19 protein-coding genes are annotated in these 24,346 nt (G+C 69.2%); 13 read left to right on the forward strand and 6 right to left on the reverse strand.

The features are described from left to right. Window positions 1-135: 135 nt before the first annotated feature. Window positions 136-1,746 (forward strand): HD domain-containing phosphohydrolase, encoded by a 1,611-nt coding sequence (locus ACWESM_RS04335; protein ID WP_452490957.1) that lies wholly within the window; start codon window positions 136-138, stop codon window positions 1,744-1,746. 293 nt (window positions 1,747-2,039) lie between these two features. After that, the gene (locus tag ACWESM_RS04340) at window positions 2,040-2,519 is read left to right on the forward strand and encodes a DUF4254 domain-containing protein (protein WP_355078574.1); all 480 of its coding nucleotides are present in this window, start codon (window positions 2,040-2,042) and stop codon (window positions 2,517-2,519) included. Window positions 2,520-2,579: 60 nt separating this feature from the next. Here the strand turns inward: ACWESM_RS04340 and ACWESM_RS04345 are convergent, their stop codons facing one another. Beyond that, window positions 2,580-3,968: a cystathionine beta-synthase gene (locus ACWESM_RS04345; RefSeq protein ID WP_195082524.1), complete on the reverse strand. Its 1,389-nt coding sequence runs from the start codon at window positions 3,966-3,968 to the stop codon at window positions 2,580-2,582. Between the two features lie 103 nt (window positions 3,969-4,071). On the opposite strand from ACWESM_RS04345, the gene ACWESM_RS04350 reads away from it, so the two are divergent. The 3 genes from ACWESM_RS04350 (at window position 4,072) to ACWESM_RS04360 (ending at window position 7,090) form a co-directional block, all read left to right on the forward strand. Continuing rightward, window positions 4,072-4,533, forward strand: coding sequence for a hypothetical protein (locus ACWESM_RS04350; protein ID WP_356966792.1), 462 nt, complete (start codon window positions 4,072-4,074; stop codon window positions 4,531-4,533). A 407-nt stretch (window positions 4,534-4,940) separates the two neighbouring features. Beyond that, complete coding sequence (locus ACWESM_RS04355) at window positions 4,941-5,828, forward strand: SGNH/GDSL hydrolase family protein (RefSeq protein WP_364429038.1); 888 nt, start codon at window positions 4,941-4,943, stop codon at window positions 5,826-5,828. Window positions 5,829-5,869: 41 nt separating this feature from the next. Beyond that, on the forward strand, window positions 5,870-7,090 hold the full coding sequence (locus ACWESM_RS04360) for an acetyl-CoA C-acetyltransferase (protein WP_355078571.1): 1,221 nt from the start codon (window positions 5,870-5,872) through the stop codon (window positions 7,088-7,090). A gap of 57 nt (window positions 7,091-7,147) precedes the next feature. Here the strand turns inward: ACWESM_RS04360 and ACWESM_RS04365 are convergent, their stop codons facing one another. Together ACWESM_RS04365 and ACWESM_RS04370 are read right to left on the reverse strand one after the other, a co-directional pair. After that, a complete protein-coding gene (locus tag ACWESM_RS04365; protein ID WP_355078570.1) occupies window positions 7,148-7,999 on the reverse strand; it encodes a Bax inhibitor-1/YccA family protein in 852 nt (283 codons plus the stop codon). A 134-nt stretch (window positions 8,000-8,133) separates the two neighbouring features. After that, window positions 8,134-9,285 (reverse strand): class I SAM-dependent methyltransferase, encoded by a 1,152-nt coding sequence (locus ACWESM_RS04370; RefSeq protein WP_364429034.1) that lies wholly within the window; start codon window positions 9,283-9,285, stop codon window positions 8,134-8,136. 398 nt (window positions 9,286-9,683) lie between these two features. Between ACWESM_RS04370 and ACWESM_RS04375 the strand changes: the two genes are divergently transcribed. The 5 genes from ACWESM_RS04375 (at window position 9,684) to ACWESM_RS04395 (ending at window position 18,733) form a co-directional block, all read left to right on the forward strand. Further along, the gene (locus tag ACWESM_RS04375) at window positions 9,684-10,259 is read left to right on the forward strand and encodes an AMIN-like domain-containing (lipo)protein (RefSeq protein WP_355078568.1); all 576 of its coding nucleotides are present in this window, start codon (window positions 9,684-9,686) and stop codon (window positions 10,257-10,259) included. A 52-nt stretch (window positions 10,260-10,311) separates the two neighbouring features. Next, window positions 10,312-11,025 (forward strand): hypothetical protein, encoded by a 714-nt coding sequence (locus ACWESM_RS04380; protein ID WP_452490958.1) that lies wholly within the window; start codon window positions 10,312-10,314, stop codon window positions 11,023-11,025. Window positions 11,026-11,112: 87 nt separating this feature from the next. Then, window positions 11,113-11,724, forward strand: coding sequence for a DUF305 domain-containing protein (locus ACWESM_RS04385; protein ID WP_355078566.1), 612 nt, complete (start codon window positions 11,113-11,115; stop codon window positions 11,722-11,724). 140 nt (window positions 11,725-11,864) lie between these two features. Continuing rightward, window positions 11,865-12,416, forward strand: a complete 552-nt coding sequence (locus ACWESM_RS04390; RefSeq protein WP_356966799.1) for a hypothetical protein — start codon at window positions 11,865-11,867, stop codon at window positions 12,414-12,416. Window positions 12,417-12,565: 149 nt separating this feature from the next. Further along, on the forward strand, window positions 12,566-18,733 hold the full coding sequence (locus ACWESM_RS04395; RefSeq protein ID WP_452490959.1) for an amino acid adenylation domain-containing protein: 6,168 nt from the start codon (window positions 12,566-12,568) through the stop codon (window positions 18,731-18,733). Window positions 18,734-18,739: 6 nt separating this feature from the next. On the opposite strand, the gene ACWESM_RS04400 is transcribed toward ACWESM_RS04395, so the two are convergent. Both ACWESM_RS04400 and ACWESM_RS04405 read right to left on the reverse strand, forming a co-directional pair. Then, window positions 18,740-19,063: a hypothetical protein gene (locus tag ACWESM_RS04400; RefSeq protein ID WP_355078563.1), complete on the reverse strand. Its 324-nt coding sequence runs from the start codon at window positions 19,061-19,063 to the stop codon at window positions 18,740-18,742. Between the two features lie 104 nt (window positions 19,064-19,167). After that, complete coding sequence (locus tag ACWESM_RS04405) at window positions 19,168-20,571, reverse strand: three-helix bundle dimerization domain-containing protein (RefSeq protein WP_452490960.1); 1,404 nt, start codon at window positions 20,569-20,571, stop codon at window positions 19,168-19,170. 449 nt (window positions 20,572-21,020) lie between these two features. Between ACWESM_RS04405 and ACWESM_RS04410 the strand changes: the two genes are divergently transcribed. Next, window positions 21,021-21,824, forward strand: a complete 804-nt coding sequence (locus ACWESM_RS04410; RefSeq protein ID WP_364429013.1) for an SDR family oxidoreductase — start codon at window positions 21,021-21,023, stop codon at window positions 21,822-21,824. Window positions 21,825-21,984: 160 nt separating this feature from the next. On the opposite strand, the gene ACWESM_RS04415 is transcribed toward ACWESM_RS04410, so the two are convergent. Continuing rightward, entirely contained in the window at window positions 21,985-22,326 is a 342-nt protein-coding gene (locus tag ACWESM_RS04415) for a hypothetical protein (protein ID WP_452490961.1), read from the reverse strand. A gap of 107 nt (window positions 22,327-22,433) precedes the next feature. On the opposite strand from ACWESM_RS04415, the gene ACWESM_RS04420 reads away from it, so the two are divergent. Continuing rightward, a complete protein-coding gene (locus ACWESM_RS04420) occupies window positions 22,434-23,183 on the forward strand; it encodes a hypothetical protein (RefSeq protein WP_452490962.1) in 750 nt (249 codons plus the stop codon). A gap of 162 nt (window positions 23,184-23,345) precedes the next feature. Further along, complete coding sequence (locus ACWESM_RS04425) at window positions 23,346-24,125, forward strand: hypothetical protein (RefSeq protein WP_452490963.1); 780 nt, start codon at window positions 23,346-23,348, stop codon at window positions 24,123-24,125. Window positions 24,126-24,346 lie beyond the last annotated feature (221 nt).

Genomic DNA, 24,346 nt, shown 5'->3' on the forward strand with positions numbered 1-24,346 from the left:
GGGCGAATCCGCCCTTTCCGCGCCGGACCACCGTTCTGTAGCCGATCGGACGCCGACTCGGTCACGACGCGGATCACGATCTCCGAGAACGGATTCGGGTCTGCGCGAGCCGCGTATGGACACTACTGTCGGTGCATGTCGTCGATCCGCGCCGCCGAGATTTTCGCGGCACTGTCGCTGACCACCGATCTCGCCGCCGGTATGCCGTTCGAGAAGGGGCTGGCCACCTGCCTGGTCGCCACCGACCTGGCCGCGCGGATCGGGCTGCCGGAAGCCGATCGCCGCGCGGTCTTCCATGCCGCCCTGCTCGTCGATCTCGGATGTACCGGCCGCGCCTCGGAGAACGCGCAGGCGTATGCCGACGACATCGCCTTCCAGCGCGCCTGCCACGTGCTGGATCCGGGTGATTCCGCCGTCTTCACCGAGCAACTGCGCCGATTCGGCGGCTGGGCGCCCGCCGCCCAATCGGCGCTGCGCAATCGGTTCGTCGCCCGGTTGCGGTCCGGCGCCACGCAGGCGCTGCGCTCGTCGAGCGAGGTCGTCGAGGCGCTCGGATCGCACCTGGGTCTGCCGGATGCCTCGGTCCGCGCCCTGACCGAGGTGGAGGAACGCTGGGACGGACTGGGTGCGCCGAACCGGCTGCGCGGGGAATCCATTTCGATCGCGGGCCGCGTTCTGCACGTGGCCGAACAGGCGGTGCTCGCGCTGGACGCGGTCGGCGATGAACTCGCGACCGTCTCGGGGCACGGCAACGCGCATCCGGCCACCCCGCACGACAGAACACGCTCCGCTCTGGGCACTGTGGCGAGACGGCAGGGCGTCGTTCTCGACGAGTTGCGGCGCCGGGCCGGCGGCCATCTCGACCCCGACCTGGTGGCCGTCTGCGATGCCGATGCCATCCGCGCGGTGCTCGACGTTCCCGACCTGCTGGCCGCCGTCCTCGCCGCGGAACCGGGGACGCGGTCTTCGCTTCCGTCCGCCGAACTCGACCGGCCCGGTCTGGCGCTGGCCATGATCGTCGACTTGAAAGGCCGTTATCTGCTGGGGCATTCGGCGCACGTGGCCGGCCTCGCCGATGCCGCGGCCGTCCGGATGGGCGTGCCCGCCGACGAAAGAGCGGCACTACGCGCCGCCGCCCTGCTGCACGATCTCGGCCGGGTCGCGGTGTCGAGCGCGGTCTGGGACCGTCGCGGCCCGCTGGGACCCTGGGACTGGAAACGCGTTCGGCTGCAGAGTCTTCGGACCGAGCGCATCCTGCGCCGCTGCCCCGGGCTGGCGGCGCTGGCCGATCTCGCGGCGGGTCACCACGAACGACTCGACGGCAGCGGCTACCCGCGGCGCAAGCGCGACCTTCCACCCGGTGCTCGATTGCTCGCGGCCGCCGATGTTTTCGCGGCCTGCACCGAAGCGCGGCCCTATCGCCCCGCCGCCCGGCCCGAGGAAGCCGCTGCCCAACTGGCGGCCGAGGTCGCGGCGGGCCGACTGGACGGCGATGCCTGTGCCGCCGTCGTCCGTGCCGCCGCGGACGACACCACCATCCCCGCTGTCCACGGCCTGTCCGAGGCCGAGACCGACATCCTCCGGCTGAGGGCCCGCGGCCGCTGCGGCCGGGAGATCGCCGCGGAACTGCTGTTGCCCGAGCGCGCCGTCACCCACCATCTGGCCGAAATCCGCTCCAAGACCGGCCGCCACACCCGGGCGGGCGCGGCCGTCTTCGCGATGACCCACCAGATCCTCCCCGGCTGAATCGCTCGCGCACGGATACGTCCGCGCACCCGCGACGACCTGTGCTGAGCTGCGCCGGGCCCGCGAAACCGCACCTCACAGGCGTGTGCGGGCGGAAGCTAGCGCATTGTTACGTCTTGTCATTCAAGTGCCATGTGGGTGTCACCGGTAGGCCAGCGAAAGCGCGCATCCTTTAGAGGGACCCGGCATTGGGGCGATGCCTCCACCACCACACCATCGGAGGTGCACGATGCACAGCTTGTCGATCGACCGCGGCGTACGGCGGTCCGTTCCGAATGCACTGGGAGCCTGCCATGTTCGTGCGTGACCATCTGCCACGACGCTCGCACGGCGTCGTACGGCCGCTGCCGGATCAGCGCGAACTGGTCGCCGCCTTCGGCGGGCACCCGAGCGAGTCGGGCGAAGACCACCCCCTGGTCGGCTGGGCCAGGACGCTGGCAGCGCTGCACCGGCAGCGCCACTCCGATCCGCTGGCCGCCGCTGGAATAGATTGCCGCCGCGCCGAACTGGTGGCCACGATCGATGCGTGGGTGGTCGACCGACTGCCCCGAAGGCGTGCGACCGACCATTTGCGCAGCGAATCCATCGGCGCCACGGTCGACCGCATGGCCGCCGCCCACGTCCACGCCAGCCATCTGCTGCACACCGCCGAGAAAGTGTCCGACACCCGGGTGCACGCAGCCTGGTACCGACTGGCGCTGCTGGCCGACGAATGGACCGACCTGATCACCGGCGGCGTCCGCGAAACGGTCCGCGGCAGGAGACCGGCATAGGCGTTCGGCCGGAAGCCGCCGTGACTCGGCTTCCGGGTTCGCCGCTCGCCGTGGTCTCGTCTACTTCCCGATGTTGCCCGTGCTGAGGAAACCGAGCAGGTCGTGGCGGGTGATCACGCCGACGGGCTTGCCGTCCTCGACGACCATCAGCGCGTCGGTGTCGGAGAGCGCCTTCGTCGCGGCGGAGATGGGCTCGCCCGAACCGATCAGCGGGAACGAGGGGCTCATGTGCTGGGCCACCGAATCGGTCAGGTTGGCCCGGCCCTCGAAGACCGCCGACAGCAGGTCGCGCTCGGACACGCTGCCCGCGACCTCGCCCGCCATGACCGGCGGCTCGGCGCCGACCACGGGCATCTGGGAGACGCCGTACTCGCGCAGGATCTCGATCGCGTCGCGCAGCGTCTCCGACGGGTGGGTGTGCACCAGGTCCGGCAGCTCGCCGGACTTGCCGCGCAAGACGTCGCCCACGAGCGGTTCGGCCGTGCCGTCCAGCCGTTCACGCAGGAACCCGTAGGAACTCATCCACTCGTCGTTGAAGATCTTCGACAGGTAGCCGCGTCCACCGTCGGGCAGCAGCACCACGACCACCGCGTCCGGGTCGCGCCGCGCCACCTCGACGGCCGCGACGACCGCCATGCCGCAGGAACCGCCGACCAGCAAGCCTTCCTCGCGGGCGAGCCTACGGGTCATCTCGAAGGAATCCGCGTCGGAGACCGCGATGATCTCGTCCGGCACGGCGGGGTCGTAGGCCGACGGCCAGAAGTCCTCGCCGACGCCCTCGACCAGGTACGGCCGCCCGGTGCCGCCCGAGTACACCGAACCCTCCGGGTCGGCGCCGATGATCCGCACCTTCCCGCCGGAGACCTCCTTGAGGTAGCGGCCGGTGCCGGTGATGGTGCCGCCGGTGCCGACACCCGCCACGAAGTGGGTGACCTTGCCGTCGGTGTCGCGCCAGATCTCCGGGCCGGTCGTCTCGTAGTGGCTTTCCGGGCCGCCCGGGTTGGAGTACTGGTCGGGCTTCCACGCGCCGTCGATCTCACGAACCAGGCGGTCGGAGACGCTGTAGTAGCTGTTCGGGTGGTCCGGCGGCACGGCGGTCGGGCAGACCACGACATCGGCGCCGTAAGCCCGCAGCACGTTGCGCTTGTCCTCGCTGACCTTGTCCGGGCAGACGAACACGCACTTGTAGCCGCGCTGCTGCGCGACCAGGGCGAGGCCGACACCGGTGTTGCCGGACGTGGGCTCGACGATGGTGCCGCCGGGCCGCAGCTTCCCGGACCGCTCGGCGGCGTCGATCATCTTCACCGCGATCCGGTCCTTGGAGCTGCCGCCCGGGTTCAAGTATTCGATCTTGGCAGCGACCAGCCCCGCGTTCGGTCCCACGACCGAGTTCAACCGGACCAGCGGCGTGTTGCCGATGAGATCCACGACATGATCCGCGATGCGCATGGCCCCCATAGTTGCAGACGCACTAACTGTGAGTTCGCGCACGCCGTGTGCAGCGGCCGCGGACTACCGGCGAACCGGGGCCCGCGGCCTTAGGATCGCTGCCATGAGGCAGCCGAACATCGCCCGCGCCGCAATGCTTCTGGCCGGATCGGCAGTGGCCCTAGTGGTCGGATCCGGCGCTCCAGCGGAGGCGGCCACCGTCGAATTCCCGCAGGTGCCGACGCTCGCGCGCGGCGGCCTGTGCTGGACAAGCATCCGCACCTGGGCCGACACCGGCCCGGAATGGCCCGGGCGCGCCATCCTCAACGTGCGCGCGCTGCCCGTGAACGGCATCGGGCCGGGCTCCTACCCGCTGGCGCCGCTGTGCGAGGTCCGCACCACCGTGGCGTGGCGCAACGTCACCACCGGCGCGACGGGCAGCTACGACAACATCGTGGTCACCGGCATCTACGGCAGCATCCAATACGCGCTGTTCCAGGACACGGGCCCCGGCCTGGTCGAGGTCACCATCTCCACCGACGCGGCGAGCATCCCGGCCCGCGGCAGCTTCGTCGTACCGGGCTGACCTCGGCGGATCGCGACGCGCACATTTCGGGCCTGCCTTGCGGCGACCCCGCCGTCGCGGGTCCCGAGCTGACCCGAGCGGGTGTTATCCACACACGTTTGCCGACGACAGTGCGGGGTCAGAGGACCGCAGGGCAGCTGCGCCCCCTACTCAGCAGCAGCCGAAGCCAGGTCCTCGATCCTGCTGCGACGCGCTGCGCACACGCGACGGTCCGCGATCACAGAACGCTCCACGCGCACCGGATTCTCGATGGCCGACTCGGCGACCGTCCGGCTGCTGCTGATCGTCGGTGGCCTATCGCCCGACCATCCGTCGACGCACCCGCGACGCCTGGAAGCCCGCAACGGCTGCCGGTGCGCCTATGTTCGCCGCTGGTCGACTCGGCGGATTTTCGTAAAATTCCTGGCGTGAGCGCACCTCAGTTTCGCTGGCGCGCGGCCGCGCTGACCGGTGCCGCGGCCGTGCTCGCCGGTTCCGGCGCGGGGACCGCGTGGTGGGCGACCTACCGTCTGCTCATGGCGCAGGCGGGCGTCGCGCGCGGAATGATCGGCCGGGACACCTCGAAGCCGCCGGAAGCCGACGGCATCTACACCGCGGGCTGCGCGGAGCCCGAGCCGTGGCGCGCGGGCAAGCACGCCGACCTCCATCTGATGATCTTCGGCGACTCCACCGCGGCGGGCCTCGGCTGCGCGGTGGCCGACGAGGTGCCGGGCGTGCGCCTGGCCCGAGGACTCGCCGAGGCGACCGGGCAGCGGATCCGCCTGAGCACCAAGGCGATCTCCGGCGCCACGTCCAAGGGTCTGGCCGGGCAGGTGGACGCGATGTTCGTCGCGGGCCCGCCGCCGGATGCCGCGGTCATTCTCGTCGGCGCCAACGATGTCACCAAGAAGCACTCGATCCGCGCCTCCGCGCGCAGGCTCGCCGCCGCGGTCGCCCGGTTGCGCCGCGCCGACGCGGTGGTGGTGGTCGGCACCTGCCCGAATCTCGGCACTGTGGCGGCCATTCCCCAGCCGCTGCGCACCGTCGTGCAGAACTGGAGCGTGCGGTTGGCCAAGGCGCAGCACGTGGCGACGACGGTCGCGGGCGGGCAACCCGTCCGCATGGGTTACCTGCTCGCCCCCGAGTTCCGCGCCGCGCCGGAGCTGCTGTTCGCCGCCGACGGCTTCCACCCGTCGGCGGCCGGCTACGAACTGGCCGCAGCGCAATTGCTCCCGGCGCTGCTGGAGGCACTGGGCGGGACAGGCGCTTTCGGTACTCCGCGACGGGACGTAGATTCGGTACGAACCCGTGAGTAACAACTCCGGTTCGCCAGAACCGTCCGACCCAAGGAGTCCTCATGCCTGAGGCCGTCATCGTTTCGACCGCACGCTCCCCGATCGGCCGGGCCCGCAAGGGTTCGCTGGTCGACCTGCGGCCCGACGATCTGACCACGCAGATTGTGCGGGCAGCGCTCGACAAGGTGCCTGCCCTGGACCCCGCCCAGATCGACGACCTGATCCTGGGCTGCGGCTCGCCTGGCGGTGAACAGGGCTTCAACATCGCCCGCGTCGTCGCCGTCCAGCTGGGCTACGACTTCGTGCCGGGCACCACGGTGCACCGCTACTGCGCGTCGTCGCTGCAGACCACCCGCATGGCCTTCCACGCGATCAAGGCGGGCGAAGGCGATGTGTTCATCTCCGCGGGTGTGGAGACCGTGTCGCGCTATGTGAACGGTTCCGCCGACAGCTGGCCCAACACGCAGAACCCGCTGTTCGCCGAAGCGCAGCAGCGCACCGCGAAGACCGCGGAGGGCGGCGCGGGCATCTGGCACGACCCGCGCGAGGACGGCCTGATCCCGGACGTCTACATCGCGATGGGCCAGACCGCCGAGAACGTGGCGACCTCCACCGGCATCACCCGCGAGGACCAGGACCGCTGGGGCGTACGGTCGCAGAACCGCGCCGAGGAGGCGATCAAGAACGGTTTCTTCGAGCGCGAGATCACCCCGGTGACGCTGCCCGACGGCACCGTGGTCAGCAAGGACGACGGCCCCCGCGCCGGGGTCACCTACGAGGCGGTGTCCGCGCTGAAGCCGGTGTTCCGCCCGGACGGCACCGTCACCGCGGGCAACTGCTGTCCGCTCAACGACGGCGCCGCGGCGCTGGTCATCATGAGCGACACCAAGGCCAAGGAGCTGGGCCTGACGCCGCTGGCGCGGATCGTTTCCACCGGCGTGTCCGGTCTGTCGCCGGAGATCATGGGTCTCGGCCCGATCGAGGCGTGCAAGCGCGCGCTGGCGCTGGCGGGCAAGACCATCGACGACATCGACCTCGTCGAGATCAACGAGGCGTTCGCGGTGCAGGTCCTCGGCTCGGCGCGGGAGCTGAAGATCGATGAGGACAAGCTGAACGTCTCCGGCGGCGCGATCGCACTCGGACACCCGTTCGGCATGACCGGCGCCAGGATCACCACCACGCTGCTCAACAACCTGCAGACCTACGACAAGCAGTTCGGTCTGGAGACCATGTGCGTCGGCGGCGGCCAGGGCATGGCGATGGTCATCGAGCGTTTGAGCTGACCCGCGGACGAAAGGGCGGTCGCCGGATATCCGGCGACCGCCCTTTCGTCGTATCGGCTAGTCGTTCTGGAAGTAGCTCAGCAGCCGCAGGATCTCCACGTACAGCCACACCAGGGTGACGGTGAGGCCGAGTGCGACGCCCCAGGCCGCCCGCTCCGGAGCCTGCGCGCGGATCAGCTGATCGGCGGCGTCGAAGTCGAGCAGGAAGCTGAACGCGGCGATGGCGATGACCACCAGGCTGAACACGATCGCGAGCGGACCGCCGTCGCGCAGGCCGAGGCCGCCGTCGATGAAGAAGCTGGCGACGAGGTTGCCCAGCATCAGGACCAGGATGCCGATCATGGCGCCGACGATGATCCTGGTGAATCGCGGCGTCACGCGGATGGCGCCGGTCTTGTAGACCACGAGCATGCCCGCGAAGACACCGAAGGTGCCCAGCACCGCCTGACCGATCAGCGCGCTACCGCCGACCCCGCCGAACTCGATATTGGTGAACATGAACGACAGGGCGCCGAGGAAAAGGCCCTCCGCGACGGCGTAGGACAACACGATCGCCGGGTTGTCCATCTTGTTCGCGAAGGTCGCGATCAGCACGAGCACCAGGCCGACCAGGCCGCCGCCGATCACGAACAGCGGCGCGAGCGAGGTGTTGGCGTTGGTGAGGCCGTAGGAGACGATCGCGGACAGCGCGAGCACCGCGAGGGTGATGCCCGTCTTCGTCACCACGTCGTCGATGGTCATCGAGCGCGTGGTGGGGGGAGCCTGCTGGTACTGGCCGTACTGCTGCGGGTATTGGCCGTACTGGTTGCCGAACTGGCCGGCGGAGGTCACGCCGGAACCGAAGCTGGCGTATCCACCGCCCTCCTGCCTTGGCAGGTTCCTGAAAACCGGATTGCTCGTGGTACGCATGTGAACGGCGTCCCTTTCTGGAGTCGTTGCCGCTGTTCATCGAGTTGCTTCACTCGATATCCAACTGCCCTGTCCAACGTTTGTCATCCGTCGCGAGTTCCCGGGGAGTCACACAGAGCCGGACAATTCGGACTCTACCTTTGTCGTGGGTCGTGCAGACCACGCACCGACCGAGTCACGGTGAATTTCCGGTTGCGGCCCATCACTTCGGTCCGGCCCACCATCCGTTCGACTACGGCCCGATAGTTCAAATGCGAGTTGTACACCGTCCACAGCTCTCCACCCGGGCGCAACACCCGCCCGGTCTCGGCGAACATTTTGATGGCCGATCCGGTGTGCACGGCCGCGCCGATATGGAACGGCGGATTGCACAGCACCAGGTCGGCGCTGTTGTCCGCCGCCGAGGACATGGCGTCGTCGCGCACGACGCACACTCGGTCGGCGACCCCGTTCGCCTCGGTGGTGGCCCGCGCCGAGGCGACCGCGGCGGCGGATTGGTCGGTGGCGATCACCTTGATACCCGGCCGCGCCTTGGCCAGCGCGACGGCAAGGATGCCGGTGCCGCAGCCGAGATCGATGGCGTCGCGCGCGTCCGGCTTCATCAGTCTCAGGTGCTCGAGCAGGAACCTGGTGCCGATGTCCAGGCGGGCTCCGGAAAACGCCGCGCCGTGCGCGACCACGTCGAGACCGAGTTCGTCCAGCCGGTCGCGCACCGGGAACGGCCGACCGGCTACGGGCTTGGGTCCGGCCACCAGCAGGGTCCGCGACTTCTGCCTGCCGCGGCTTGCGCGCACCTCGGAGAACGACTGCGCCAGAACGTCGTTCATCGACTTGGTCAGATATTTGTCCCGCCCGCCCGCGAACACCTCGACCGCCGGATCCGCGTAGCGCGCGATCGTGTCGGCGACCTCGGCCAGACCGGCCAGCATCCGGGGCAGGCGAAGCAGGACCACCTGGGCATCACGCAGCAACTCGGGGCCGAGCGGGTGCGCGGTGTAGCGATCCGACAAGCCCACCGCGCGGGCGTTGTTCGCGAGGGCGAGTTCGCCGGTGAGCAAGTCCTGATGCACCCGGACGTCGCGCAGATCGTGTCCCGCGATAGCGCCGAGGGTCAGTGCACCATAGGCGTCACCGATGATGGCTACTTTCCCGCTATTCACAGTCGCGAGGGCGTCGGCCGCGACGTCGAGGATCAGCCGATCGGCGGCGTCGACGGCGTAGAGGTTCAGCGCCTCCACGTCCGGATACCGCCGCAACCGGCCAAGTACGTCCTCGACATTTCCCACGCCTCAAGTGTGCTAGATCGTTGCCGCATGGTCGCGCCCACCCCGCCCTATCGATTCCGCCGGATTCCCGGCACGGCGCTCCGCACGCTGAATCCGGTCAGGACAAGCGGTTTCGCGGACGCATCGGTGAATACGGCATTCGATCAACCGCCGATCCTCTCGGGCTCGACGGAGGGGCGATCCGGCGCAGGCACTCACTCCGCCGGCGACGGCAGGAGTCTCGCACACAGGACATGAACCATGGCAATCAAATAGCAATTAATCGGGCTCGGCAGGCCGACCATTCGAGGTGCACGAGTGTTCGCACCTCCGCGTAGCTTGCGGCGGGCCGATGGCGAATGCGCCGCAACGCTCTCCGGTTACGCCGTCCGAGGCCTTTCGCTGAGTAGCATCGGGCCATGCGCAACAGGATGGTGCTCATGGTTGCGGTCGCGACGGCACTGCTCGCGGGCTGCGGGGACGGCGAGTCGGCACCGGGCCCACCGGCCGCGTCGAACACCGCCACGTCGGTCGAGGTAGCGCAGGCCCCAGCCCCCGGGGACACCGCACCGAAGCAGGGCAAGCCTTCCGGCGACGCCGCGCTCACGGTGACCGATGTGCGGCTGGGAAGTCAGCCCGGTTTCGATCGCGTGGTCTACGAACTCGGCGGGGCGGGCACGCCCGGTTGGATCGTCCGGTACACCGACCGGGCGGTGCAGGACGCCAGTGGCAATCCGGTGGACGTGGCGGGCCGGTCGATTCTGGAAGTACGAATCCTGGGCTCGGCTTACCCGTTCGACAGCGGCGTGACACCGTACGAGGGCCCGGACCCGGCCGTCGACGCGGCGGTCTCCGGCATCGCGGGCGTCTACCGGACGACGGTGTTCGAGGGCGTGACGCAGTCGTTCATCGGCGTACGGGCCGACCGGCCCTCCTTCACCGTCACCACGCTGTCCAACCCGACCCGATTGGTCGTCGACGTCGCGAGCTCCTAGATACCGGTACCGCCAACGGGTATATCGAGAGCGGGGGCTAGACTCGGTACTCGTGGTCGACCGCCGCGCACTTCCCGCCGCCGGGCTCGCCCAGCTCCTAGGGGTGCTGGCGTTGGTCGCCGGGGTCGTCGCGATGCATTCGGCGGTCTTCGGGTTCTCCGGCCACGCCCACGCGGCCGGCGTGCACACCCTCGCGACCGCCTCCGACGCGGGAGCCGACGGACTCGAACGAGCTGCCGCCGCGCCCGGGTTTCCTCATCGACACGCGACACCGCAATCCTCGGGCGGCGCTCCGACCGGCCACGATCGACCTCAGGACAGGGCGCACCGCGACGACCGGCAACGCGGCCAGGAGTTATCGGGCACACCGGGCGCATCCGCACCGGTGGTCGCTTCCCGCGACTCGACTACCCCGCCAGCCGTCCGGGCAACCCCGGGCACGGACACACCGGCCGTCGCTTCCCGCGACTCGTCTGCGCCTCGAGCCGTCGAGGCGACCTCAGGCGCGTCATGGCACGCGACCGTCGCGGCGAAGATGTCCCACTGCGCGGGCGGCGGGTGCGACGGCGAGCACAGCGCACTGCACGGCTGTGTGTTCATCTTGGCCGCCTCCATCGCGTTGGCCGCGTTGGTGCTGCTCCGCCGATTGGCGTTCGATCGCCCCGGCGGCGGTGCGGCACGACCGCGGCACTGGCGGGCGCGGCGTGCACGACCGCCGCCGTGGACCGTGCTCACCTTGGCCGAACTGGCGATTCTGCGGATCTGACAACTCCGTCGCCGCCGTGTGTCCGAACCACGGTGGCGGCGCAGGCCACTCCGTCCTCAGACTTCGCACTTCGCAAGGAGCGACCCCATGTTCATCACTCGCACCCGATCGGCCCTCGTTCTCGCCGCGGCGGCCGCGGTGAGCCTCGCCGGATGCGGCGACGCCGACACCGGGCACACCACCGAGCACGGCACCTCGACCACCACCGCGGCCGTCACGACCGCGCCCGCCCGTGCGGCGCACAACGACGCGGACGTGATGTTCCTCCAGATGATGTATCCGCATCACGCCCAAGCCGTCGAAATGGCGCGGCTGGTGCCGACGCACACCGACAACCAGCAGCTGCGTGCGCTCGCCACGCAGGTGGAGCAAGCACAGGCGCCGGAGATGCAGCAGATCACCACCCTCTTGCAGAGCTTCGGCAAACCGGCGCCCACCCCGAGCGAGGGGCACGGCGGCCACGAGATGCCCGGCATGATGTCCGCCGAACAGATGGCGGCGCTGGACGCGGCATCGGGTCCGGACTTCGACCGTCAATGGCTGACCATGATGATCGAGCATCACGCGGGCGCGATCGCCATGGCCCAGACCGAGCTGGCCGAGGGCGAGAACGCCGACGCGAAGGCGCTCGCTCAGCGGATCATCGCCGCCCAGCAGGCCGAAATAGCGCAGATGCGAGCCATGCTCGGCCAGAGCTGAACCGCTCCCCCGCGCCGATATCGGTTGGCCATCGTTATCGGCGCGGGCTCGGCGTGGCGGGTCCCCGCGACGTACCTTCGGATTGTCCGGCTCCGTTCATCCGTCCCGGCCGGACTTCCGAGGGGAGCGAGGGACCGACCATGCGACGACTCGAACGCGCGGGCCTGCTGGTGGCCGCCACGGCCACCGCGGCGGGCGCGCTGACCATAGGCGCCTGCGCACAGCAGATCTCCGGCACGGCGGAGGTCAACCGGACCGACCTGGCCGCGTACGCCTCCGAGGTCACCTCCTCCTCGGCCGCCGCCTCGTCGGCACGGGCCGCCGCGGCCGAACGCGCCACCAAGTCGGCCTGTGACGCCTTCCTGGCCGCGAACGGCAGCTCGGTACGCGCGTTCAACGACTACATCGATGCAAGCAACACGAAAGGCCGCGGCGATCCCGATACGAACGGCAAAGCCGACGCGGCTGTCACGACGCTGCGGAACAACGGGCGCTCGGTGGACCAGAGCGTGACCAGAGAAGTGCCGTCCGGGATCGCCACCCCGCTGCGCGCCTACCGCGACGACACCAACGCCTTGGCCGACACGCTGGCCCGCCGCGCCGACACCGACACTTTGAACGCCGCGATCGACCGGTTCAACGCCACGAAGAACACCGCGCTGACCGCCTGTCAGGGGCACGGCACCCGCTGAACCGTGCCGCTCGGGCTCACGCGCGTGCCAACGGCTCGCGGCACGCGCCGCCGTTCGACCAGAGCGGTATCGCCTTCTCATCGTTGAGGAATCCCGCCGTGCGGCTGTAGCATCTGGCCGTTTACTGCCACGCGGAACGGGACGATTACATGACCAGCGGTATCCGGGATACTCGTCCACCCGCCCGGAAAGGCCGCCGCCGCAGATCCGCCGAATCGGCCACGCCGACGTTCGCCGCGCTGCTGGCCGCCGCCGCGGAGCACAATCCCGACGGCGTCGCCGTGGTCTGCGACGACAGCGAGATCACCTACCGCGACCTCGACGCGCGCTCCTCGCGGCTGGCCCGCACGCTGATCGCCGCGGGCGCGGGCCCCGAAACAGCGGTGGCGGTGGCGCTGCCGCGTTCGCTCGATTCGGTGCTCGCGGTGTGGGCGATCGCGAAGTCCGGTGCGGCGTTCGTCCCTGTGGATCCGGCACTTCCCCTGTCCCGCATCAAGTTCCAGGTCATCGACAGCGGTGCCGCGCTGGGCCTGACCCAGGCCGCCCACGCGGCGACACTACCCACCGAGGTGCGCTGGCTCGCGCTGGACGATGCCGAAGTGATCGCACAGGTGGCGGCGAATCCCGCGAGCCCGATCGCGTATTTCGAACGCCCCGTTCGACTTCGCGCCACCCACGCGGCCTACGTGATCTACACATCGGGATCGACCGGACGCCCGAAAGGCGTCGCCGTGACCCATGCCGGGCTCGCCCCGCTGTGCGCCGAACTGGCCGCGCGGCAGGCGCTGGACAAAGACGCGCGGGTGCTGCACTTCGCGTCACCGAGCTTCGACGCCTCGGTGCTGGAGTTGCTGCTCGCGATCTGCTCCGCCGCCACGCTGGTGATCGCCCCACCGACCCTGTACGGCGGCACCGCACTGGTGGAACTGCTCGCACGGCAGGCGATCACCCACGCCTTCCTCACTCCGTCCGCGCTGGCCACCATCGAGCCGACCGGACTGCCCGCCCTGCGTTCGGTCATGGTCGGCGGCGAGCCGTGCCCGCCGATGTTGCCCCGGCACTGGGCGGCCGACGGCCGTCTGTTCCAGAATGCCTACGGCCCCACGGAATCCACCATCATGGCGACGCTGAGCCCGCCGTTGTCACCGGACGCACCGGTCACCATCGGGTCGGCTGTGCCGGGTATGCGCTGCCAGGTACTCGATCACCGGTTGCGCCCGGTCGGCGTCGGCGTCGTCGGCGAACTGTACGTGTCCGGGCCCGGGGTGGCGCGGGGGTACCACGGACGCCCGGCTCTGACCGGACAGCGGTTCCTCGCCGATCCGTTCGGACCGCCCGGCTCGCGGATGTACCGCACCGGCGACCTCGTCCGGCGCACCACCTCGGGCCATCTGGACTATTTCGGCCGGGCCGACGACCAGGTCAAGGTCAGGGGTTTCCGGATCGAACTCGGCGAGATCGACGCCATCCTGTCGACACAGCCCGGCGTCCGGCTGGCCGTGACCGTCGACCGCAAGACCGCCGCGGGCGAGACCACGCTGGCCGCCTTCGTCCAACCGGAACCGGGCCATGCCCCTGACCCCGCCACGCTGGCCGACGCGCTGGCCGCGCTGCTGCCGAAGTACATGGTGCCCAACACGATCACGGTCGTGGATCGGATCCCACGCACCCCGACGGGCAAGGCCGATCGGCCCGCGCTGCGCGTGCGCGCCCTGGACGAGCCGGACTACCGGCCCGCCGTCGACCTCGGCGAGGAAACGGTCGCCGAGGTCTTCGCACGCGTGCTGCGCCGAGAGCGGTTCAGCGCGGACGCCGATTTCTTCGCGGCGGGCGGCAACTCGCTGCTGGCGACGCAGGTCGCCGCGCGCCTGAGCGAAATATGGCGGCTGCGCATCCCACCCCGGCTGGTGTTCGACCATCCGACAGTCACCACCTTGTCCAAGGCGATCCGCTCGCAGCAATTCGACACCGCACGCCCGGTGTTGCGCGCACGGACCAGGCCGGAGCGTATCCCGCTGTCGCCGGCCCAGCTGCGGTTCTGGCTGCGCAACCAGTTCGACACGACGTCCTCGGTGGACAACATCGGCTTCGCGCTGCGGCTGTCGGAGCTGGATATTCCCGCCTTGCGCGCGGCATTCGCCGACACGGTCGAGCGGCACGAGTCGCTGCGTACGAGTTATCCCGCCGACGCGAACGGACCGCGGCAACTCATCCTCGGCACCGAGCAGGTGGTAGACGATTTCGCGGTGGAGGAACTGTCCGACGACGCGGTACCCGACCGCGTCCGCGCCATCCTGCGGCACGGGTTCGACGTGTCGGCCGAGGTGCCGCTGCGCGTCCGGCTGCTGCGCACCCCCACCGAGTACGTCCTGGTCTGCGCCCTTCACCACATCTGCGCCGACGGATCCTCGCTGGCGCCGCTGGCCCGCGACGTCGCTTTGGCCTACGCCGCCCGTAGCGCGGGAGCCGCCCCGGCCTGGCTGCCACCGGATGTGCAGTACGCCGACTATGCCCTGTGGCAGCAGGATCTGCTCGGTTCCCGCGACGACCCCGATTCACCGCTGTCGCGGCAACTGGCGTACTGGACCGGCGAGCTGGCCGGTCTGCCCGACGAACTCGACCTGCCCGCCGACCGGCCGCGCCCGCCGGTGGCCACACTGCGCGGCTCGGCCACTCAGCGGACGGTGCCCGCGACCTTGCACCGCGACCTGCTCACCGTCGCGCGCGCCCACCGATCGACGCTGTTCATGGTGATGCGCTCGGCGCTCGCCGTGCTGCTGGCCCGCCTGTCCGGAAGCTACGACATCGCGATCGGCGTGCCGATGACCAACCGGGCCGAGCCCGCGCTCGCGGATGTCGTCGGCATGTTCGTCAACACCACCGTCTCCCGGACCAGGATCGAGCCCGCGGAGAGTTTCACCGCTCTGCTGCACCGCACCCGGGAACGGGATCTGGTCAACTTCGCGCACTCCGAGGTGCCGTTCGAGCACGTGGTCGACGCCGTCGATCCGACCCGATCACCCGGACGCCACCCGCTCTACCAGGTCGGCTTCGCCTTCCAGAATTTCACGCAGGCCACCTTGGACCTGTCCGGGCCCAGCGTGTCGTTCCTCGACGTGGACGCCGACACGGCGAAAACCGATCTGCACATCGGCGTGGTCGACATCCGCGACGACGACGGCGAGCCCGGCGAGATCATCATCCGATTCGGTTACAGCACAGACCTGTTCGACGAGCACACGGTGCAGCGCTTCCTCGACGGCTACATCCGCACCCTGCTGCGGGTCGCGGCCGAGCCCGACGCCGTGGTCGGCGACATCGACATCATGGACCCGGTCGAGCACAAACGCATCCGCTCCTGGGGCGCCGGAGCCGAGCACGACGTGCGGGCCGAGCCGCTCACCGCCGCGACGGCGCGGCAGGCCGCGGCGACGCCGGACGCGATCGCGGTGGTCTGCGGATCCGAGACGCTCACTTACGCGCGACTGCTCGAACGATCCGCGCGGCTGGCTCGCTGGCTGATCGAACGAGGCGTGGGTGCGGAGACCGTCGTCGCGGTGGCGATGCGGCGGTCGATCCAGCAGGTCGTTGCGCTGCACGCGATCGTGGCGGCGGGCGCGGCCTGGGTGCCGATCGACCCGGGACACCCGGCCGAGCGCATCCGGTACGTGCTCGAATCGGCGGCGCCCCGGTGCGTGCTGACCACCGCGGCGGACGGTTTCACCGCGGCCGAGGCTTACGACATCGACACCCTGGACCTCGACCGCTTCGGCGCGGAACCCGTGCTCGACGCCGAGCGCCGGACACCGTGGCACGCCGACCACCCCGCCTATCTCATCTACACCTCCGGGTCGACCGGCCGCCCCAAGGGCGTGGCGATCAGCCATCGGGCGATCGTGCACCAGCTCGCTTGGATGCAGGCGGAATACGCTGTCGACGCCACCGACGTCTATCTGCACAAAACTCCCGCGACCTTCGACGTGTCCCTGTGGGGCTACTTCCTGCCGCTGCGCGCGGGCGCGCGGATGGTGCTGGCCGGACCGGACGAGCATCGCGACCCGGCGGCGCTGTCCCGGCTGATCGCCGAGCACCGGGTGACGCTCACCGATTTCGTTCCCGCGATGCTCACGGTATTCGCCCAGCAGGCAACGGCGGACGAACTGTCCTCGCTACGAGCTGTTTTCGTCATCGGAGAGGCGCTGCCGCCGGAAACCGCGCGTGCCTTCGCGAACGTGACCACGGCCGAGTTGCACAACCTGTACGGACCTACCGAGGCCGCGGTGAGTATCACGCGACACGCGGTCTCGGCCGCCGATCGCACCGCGGCCGGCGTTCCCATCGGTGTGCCGGAATGGAATTCGCGCTGCCACGTGCTGGACGACCGGTTGCGGCCGGTTCCGGTGGGAGTGGCGGGCGAGCTCTACCTCGGTGGCATTCAGCTGGCCCGCGGTTACCATGGCGCGCCGGGTCTGACCGCGGCCCGGTTCGTCGCCGATCCGCTGCACCCGGGCGAACGGATGTACCGGACCGGTGACCTGGTGCGCTGGCACCGCATCGGTACCCTGGACTATCTGGGCCGCACGGATTTCCAGGTCAAGGTCCGCGGCCACCGCATCGAACTCGGTGAGATCGAAGCGGCTTTGCTGGCCGACCCTGCGGTGGGCCGGGCCGCGGTGGCGGTCAAGGGCTCCGATGCCGGTGACCGGCTGGTCGGCTACGTCGTCGCGGCGCCGGGGGCCACGGTCGACCCGGATGTCGTGCGTCAGTCGGTCGCTCGCGTGCTGCCCGGTTACATGGTGCCGTCGGCGGTGCTGGCGCTCGACGCGTTGCCGGTGAACACCAGCGGGAAGCTCGACCGCGCCGCGCTACCCCAGCCGGTATTCGCCGCACGCACCGGTGCGCAGCCCGGCACCGCACTGGAGCGCGCGGTCGCGGACGTCTTCGCCGACGTGCTCGGCGTGTCCCCGATCGGGGTGGCCGACGACTTCTTCGAACTCGGCGGGTCGTCACTACTCGCGTTCACATTGCACCAGCGGCTGTCGGAGCGGCTCCGCCGCGACGTGCCGATGTCGGCGATCCTCGCGACCCCGACCGTCGGCGGCCTCGCGGCGCGACTAGCGGGCGGGTCCGCCCCCACCGCGGCGACGCCCGAACGCGACGCCGTGCTGGAGCCGGAGATCGGCATCGGCGGATGCGAGCCCGCGCACACCGGTCCGCCACAGGAGATCCTGCTGACCGGCGCGACCGGCTTTCTCGGCGTACACCTGCTGCAAGCCCTGCTGGATCGCACCGAGGCGAGGGTGTGGTGCGTGGTGCGCGCCGCCGACGCCGAGGAAGGCATCGACCGAATCCTCGGTGCGCTGAGCCACTACCGGCTCTCCGGAACCACCGCCGCGGAGCGGATCGTCGTCGTCGCGGGCGACCTCACCGCACCGCGCCTCGGCCTCGACCCGGCCGATTACGACCGATTGGCCGACAGCATCGACGTGATCTATCACAACGGCGCGCGCGTCAATCACGTCGATCCTTATGCCCGGCTACGGCAGGCCAACGTCGAGGGCACCCGCGAGTTGTTGCGGCTGGCGACGGCGCGGCGGGTCAAGCCGTTCCACCTGGTCTCTACCATGGGCGCGGCCGTCGCCGCGACGCCGGATTCGCCGGTGGTCACCGAGGACATCCGCCTACCCGCGGGGCAGGTGTCCGGCAACGGCTACCTCGCCTCCAAATGGGCCGCCGAGGAACTGGTCCGCCAAGCAGGCGAACGTGGTGTGCCCATCGCCATCTACCGTCCGAGCACCATCTGCGGTTGCCCGGACATCGGCGTCAACAGCCCGCAGGATTCGCTGTGGAACATGGTGCGAGCCGCCGCGATGCTCGGCATGGCGCCCGACGTGGGCGAGGCGACCGTTTCCTTGGTTCCGGTGAGCTATGTGGCGGGCGCGATCGTGGAGATCTCGGCTCGTCCGCGCTCGGAAACCGTCTATCACCTGGTCAATCGGGCCCCGGTAGCGGTCGGGGAGATCCTCGCCAGTCTGCGCGCGCACGGTTTGCCGGTGGCGACGATGCCGGAGGACACGGTGCGCGCGGGCCTGGCCAGGGAAGCGCGGCGGCGCGACGCGCTCGGCGACGATTCGCTGGTGCGCGCGGCCCTGCTGAGCCACGACTTCGCCGGACTCGCCGGTCACCTCGACTGGGCCGACGAACACACCCGCGCCGCGCTCGCGGACACCGGCATGGCCTGCCCGGAGATCGACCGTGCGGTGGTGGACACCTTCGTCCGGGAGTTCATCGAGTCGGGTTTCCTGCCCCGGGATTGACGCTCCTCAGTACCCCGGCGGCACGGTGGCCCGTTCGGCGGGCGGTGCGGCGTGCCTGCGGGCCCGCACCTGCTCCAGCACGATCAGGCCCACCCCGATCAGCAGGAAGACGACCGTGATGATCGCGGCCACGACCGAGAGCCTGCCGAACCCCCAGCCGGCGAGCACCGCCGCGGTTATCGCACCCGCCGCGGCGACCAGCAGCAACCCGTACCCCGGCCAGTTCCTGGTGTCGGCCATCGTCGCTCCCGGCGGCGGCGCGGAGTCGCGCGCGATATCCGGGGCGTCATCGATCGGAGGGATCTCCCATGGGCCGTCGTCCGCTGTCACTGGTCGTTCCTCCCGCCGCGATACCGGCCGTTGTTCCGGTATCTGATGCGAAGAGGGTGCCCGGATCCTCTCCACCGAAACGCTAGCGGCGATCCGCCCCGGGTTCAGTTGTAGGACTTGGTTACTCCGTCGAGCAGGTGCTCCAGGGTGTCGTAGGTCGGGGTGGCGACGACGTCCAGCAGGTCCGGGGCCACCGGGACGTTGCGTTCGGCGACGACCTTCGCGAACTGGGCGCCGTCGTTGGTGCGGAAGCCGTGCTCGGCGGCCAGGCGCTGCAATTCCGGGTCGGTGGACAGCAGGCGCCCGAGCCGGTCACCCGTCGCGCCGAACGGCACCAGCGTGTGCCGGGACAACACCGTCGGTGACGGGTACAGCAGCGTCATCTCGGGTTTGATCTGGCCGCGCACGGTCGCCTCGACGTACTGCGCCTCGTAGATCCAGGCCATCGGCGTCGGGCCCATACCCGTGGCGAGGTAGTTGTTGAACGGGCCCTCGGTGGTGTTCTCGGTGTAACCCTGGCCCACGAAAAGCCGCGACACCGCGGGGAGGACGGCCTGCTCGGCGTTCTGCCCCTGCACGATCGTGTTGTTGTTCGCGACATAGCTCGCCGCGGCCAGATACATGGCCGCGGAGTTGGAGCTGCGCGGGTCGGTGGTGGAGATCAGGATGTTCTTGCGCACCGGGTAGGCGGTGTTGTCGGGCAGTTCGTCCCAGCGGGTGCCGTTGCGCACCAGCTCGAGGTAGCGGCGCAGGTCGAGCGTCGGCACCTGGCCGGGGCGCACCGCTCCCGCCCGGGTGAGCAGCTCGGTGATCGGCGCGAACGTCGCGACGGCCATCGGCGAGGAGAACGGCGTGTATTTCGCGGTCACGTTGCGCTGCCGCTGGATTCGCTCGGCGGCCGGTTCGCTGGACGGGAAGGCGAAATCGAATTTCGTGAGATCGATGGACGTGGCGATCTGCCGCGAACCGGCGGGCTCGACCTCGACGCGCACGCCGTTGCGCGCCAGCGCGTCGATCACCTTGGGGTCGGAGAAGAACGGCATCTTCTCCGAGCCGACCACACCGTGGACGACCGTGAGCGCCGCGGCGGGCGCGGGAGCGGCGGCGGGCGCCTCCGGAGCGGGTTGCCGCACGGCGAGAACCACGGCGATCACCGTCAGAACGACGACGGCGCCCACGGCGTACGGTGCGAAACGCTTCTTGGACGACAAAAGCTCACGGATCTCCGACAGTTTCCCGGGAGCGGCGGCGGGGGCCTGCGGCGACTTGTCCATCGGGACCGTGGTGGGTTGCACTTCCGCCTCGGGAGACTTCTCCAATTCCCGCCGCACCAACCGCTCGATCAGAATCGGGACGAACTGCCGCACCGGGCGGCCCTCGAATTTCCGCCGCGCCGCACCGACGGCGCTCTCGATATGGTCCGGAGAATAAGTCTCGGTGTAGTTTTCGACCAGCCGCTCCGTCATCTGACGGATCGCCTGTTCCTCGCGGACGGTATCGACAACCACCACAATCTCCTCGGCGTCGGGGGTAACGCGGCAGCGTCTCCGGCCTGCACCGCGCCGGCCAACACTAGCCCCATCCCTCCACCGCCGACATCCGGAACGGCTTCCCTCCGGTGAACGATTTCGACTGCGCCGGTGCGCATCCCACGTCGCCATGCACACCCGTCCGCCCAGCTCACAGGCCCGCGAACCACGCGAGCGCGGCACACACGACAGCCCGCCGACGCCACGTCCGGGCTCGAACCCGCCATGCAGAATTCAATGGGCAATATCCGAGCCGCCACCACGTGTTGTACTCCCGTTTCCCACCGCCATTGGGCCGGGCGGGCATCGACGCCGCGTTCGTCGTGCGGTCGGCTCCGCAGCACATCGACGGCACCGAAGTTACTTTCTGGTAGCACAGAGCGAGAGCTGACGATATCGTCAGCATGTTGCCGTCGAAAAGGAGCGTTATGTCTCGCGTCGCTGTGGTCACCGGTGCGTCGTCCGGAATCGGGAAGGCTACGGCCGCCGCGCTGGCCGGGCGGGGGTATCGGGTGATCGGCACCAGCCGCAATCCCGACGCCATCGGTTCGGACGCCGTGCTGCCCGAGGTCGAGTACCGCGCGCTCGACCTCACCGATCCGGCTTCGATCGAGGCCTTCGCCGCCGGTCTGGACCACGTCGACGTGCTCGTGAACAATGCGGGCGAGAGCCAGGCGGGACCGCTGGCCGAGTTGCCCACCGACGCCGTCGAGCGACTGTTCCAGCTGAATGTGCTCGGCCCGATCGCCCTGACCAAGGCGGTGCTGCCCGGCATGCGGGATCGCCGCTACGGGCGCGTCGTCATGGTCGGCTCGATGCTCGCCAGCTTCCCCATGCCCTACCGCTCCTCCTATGTCGCCACCAAGGCGGCGCTACGCGGCTTCGCGGTCGCCGCCCGCTTCGAGGAATCCCCCTTCGGCGTCTGGATCACCGCCGTCGAGCCCGGCCAGATCGACACCGGACTCCGCGAACGCCGCACCAAGTACCTCAGCGACGACTCCCCCCACACCGCCGATTTCACGACCTTCATGGCGAAACTCGACGAAAACCAGTCCAAGGGCATCACCCCAGAAAAGGTCGCCACCACGATCGTCAAAGCGATCGAAGCCCCGCGCCCCCAACCCCTCTACGCCGTAGGCAGCAACGCCCCCGCCCTCTTCACCCTCCGCCGCCTTCTCCCCCGCACCGCCATGGAACGCATCATCGCCCGCGCCCACGGACTTTCCCGCTGAAGAGGCGACGGTCGCCGGATACGACGGCTCGCATACCGTCTTCCTGTGCCCGTCAGCCGAACGAGCTGACCCAGCCGATCACGCACGTGTGGGATCGTCCATCCGGCATGCAAGAGCAGCCCTATTGTTCGATGCCCCGATCGTTGGAGGTTGTCGACCCTCACTCTTCCTCGTCGGACCCCAAACGCGACGGTGCGTCCTTCGGCGAGACCGGCGCAGCGGAGACGGGCGCGCCTAACCCGATGGTTTCCAGCGCTTCGTGCAGATGGTCGCGCAGAACATCCTTCGCGGCAGAAAGCGCCTGCTGATATGCGAGCTGCGCGGCCGCGCCACCGGCGGCTCCCGCCCGGTGATATCCGCCCCACCACTCGACCACGCGATATTCACCGTCCGTCGGGTCGATGCGTACCACCCAGTACGTTCGACCTTGTTTGCGAACCGTCCAGTAAGTGCCGTCCGCGGTGTAGTTCCGATAGCCACTAAGCCGTGGTTTCGACGCCATGCTCCCATTTTTCCCGCAATAGTGCTGTCCCCGTGCAGAATTCGGTGACTCACGTCTTTCTCGAGCCGCATGACGGTCCATGCGTGGGATCGACAGGTCGAGTTGCAGTGTCCGGCAATACCCTGCGTTCACTGCACCTACAGTGCAGAAGGCGGCCCGTCTTCTTCCTCGATGCGCTGGCGAATCGCGTCCACGGAGCGGTCCTGAGGAACCTGCTCGGGCCAAAGAATCGCTACAACGAGGACGACCAGCGGCAGGCCGATTGCGGTAGCGAACCCGACGATGACCCAAGTGTCCGGGCTCATCCTGGGTATCGCCTGCACGCCAGCGACGTACACCAACCACAAAACAGTGTCCCGCTCGCGGAACGCGCCTTGCTGAGCGCACGCGGCAAGGTCAGCCCCGACACGATGGCTTTGTTCGAAGTTGCCTTGGCACGGTGCTACGCCGAAACGGGCGACAAAGTCCAGGCCGTGAAGGCGCTTCGCCGAGTCGAGCCATGGATCATGCCCGAGGCAACGACGGAGATTCCTCGATGGGCCGCGCTGTTCTGTCCGAACAAAGCAAGCGCGACCCGGCAGACCGCGAAAACATTCCTCGCGATCGGCGACTTGGCCGAAGCCGAGCGCTATCAGCACATGAGCGCGACGATCTGGCATCCCAGAACGCACACCCGGATTCACGCGATCAGCCTGGCCGAGACCGGACTCATCCGCTGGCGCATGGGCAACCACGAGGACGCGGCCAAACTCTGGCGCACCGCGCTCCCCACGCTGACCTCCATCAGTTCGGAACGAGGGTCGAAGCTGCTGCGCCGCATACGCAGGGCCGCCCCCGAATTGGTCGATCACACCTGACCTTGACGAAACACGCGGATACAGCGAACCTGTCCGAATGGAAGACCCAGTTGGTTGATAACGACCTGGCTCGGTAAGGATTCGATGAAACGTTGATAGCGGGCCGATCGCCGGGCCTGAACCGGCTGTTCCCGCGTCCGCGATCAAGGAGCACAGCCGACGATGTCACCGAGCGAGCGCACTACCGATCGTGTACTGGCCGTGTGGGCGCCCCCGGAATTCGTGTCCGACGGCAGCAACGGAATTCTGAGTTGGGTCGGACCAGCGTTGCGTACGCCCACCGGGTTGCGGCTGTCCCTCGCGGCGGAAGTGGTCGGCGATGCCGCGCCGTCGTTGCGGAGTTACCAGGTCGGGGTGTCGGCACTGGCCAACGGTGTGGCCACCGACGTGGGCTGGGGAAGCAGCTCGTCCGACACCCACGCCGGCACGACCTTCACATTGCCCGACCTCGGCCCGGATACGACACCGGTCGATATCGAGCTGACCATCGACGACGTCACCACCGACGGTCCCTGGGTGAGGCGACTGTCTCGGCCGAACGACATCGTCTACTCAGCGCCGCTGGGCGATCCACGGGGCCGATTGGCCATACTGACGAATCCAGCTTTCGTCACCGACGAGGATGGTCCGATCGAGGCCTGGATCGGACCGATCACGCTCGATCCCAACGGAATCGAGTTCCTCTACACCGCGACCGCGCTCGACGAACGCGCACCATCCATCTGGGACTACGAGGTCGATGCCGTCCTGCGCGCCAACTTCGGAACCTCGGAGGTGGTGGCCGGCGAATCGACCGCGGCGACGCGAACGATCAGAACCTTCCAGGCCCCGATCCCGGACGACATCGCAGACACGCCCTGGGACTTCGAGCTGACCCTTACCGACCACACGGCAGGACTCATTTGGTCGACCGAATTCTCGTGGAATGGGCCGACGTCCTAGCGCTCGCACTGCCGGCTTCCTGGTACAGGTCGGCACAACAGCGCGACCCGAGGACTGCGGACCGAGGGCGTCTGCACGGGTGTGAAAGGCAGCGAGGAAAGCGATCTACCTTCGGCTCACGAACTCGAACCGGCACTTGGCCGATTTCGAGGTTGCTTTCCCAGATCGTTGCAGGTCACGGTAGCGTCGGCAATTGCCGACACAGTAGTGCGACCTGGCAG

The organism is Nocardia sp. NPDC003999, from assembly GCF_053604885.1.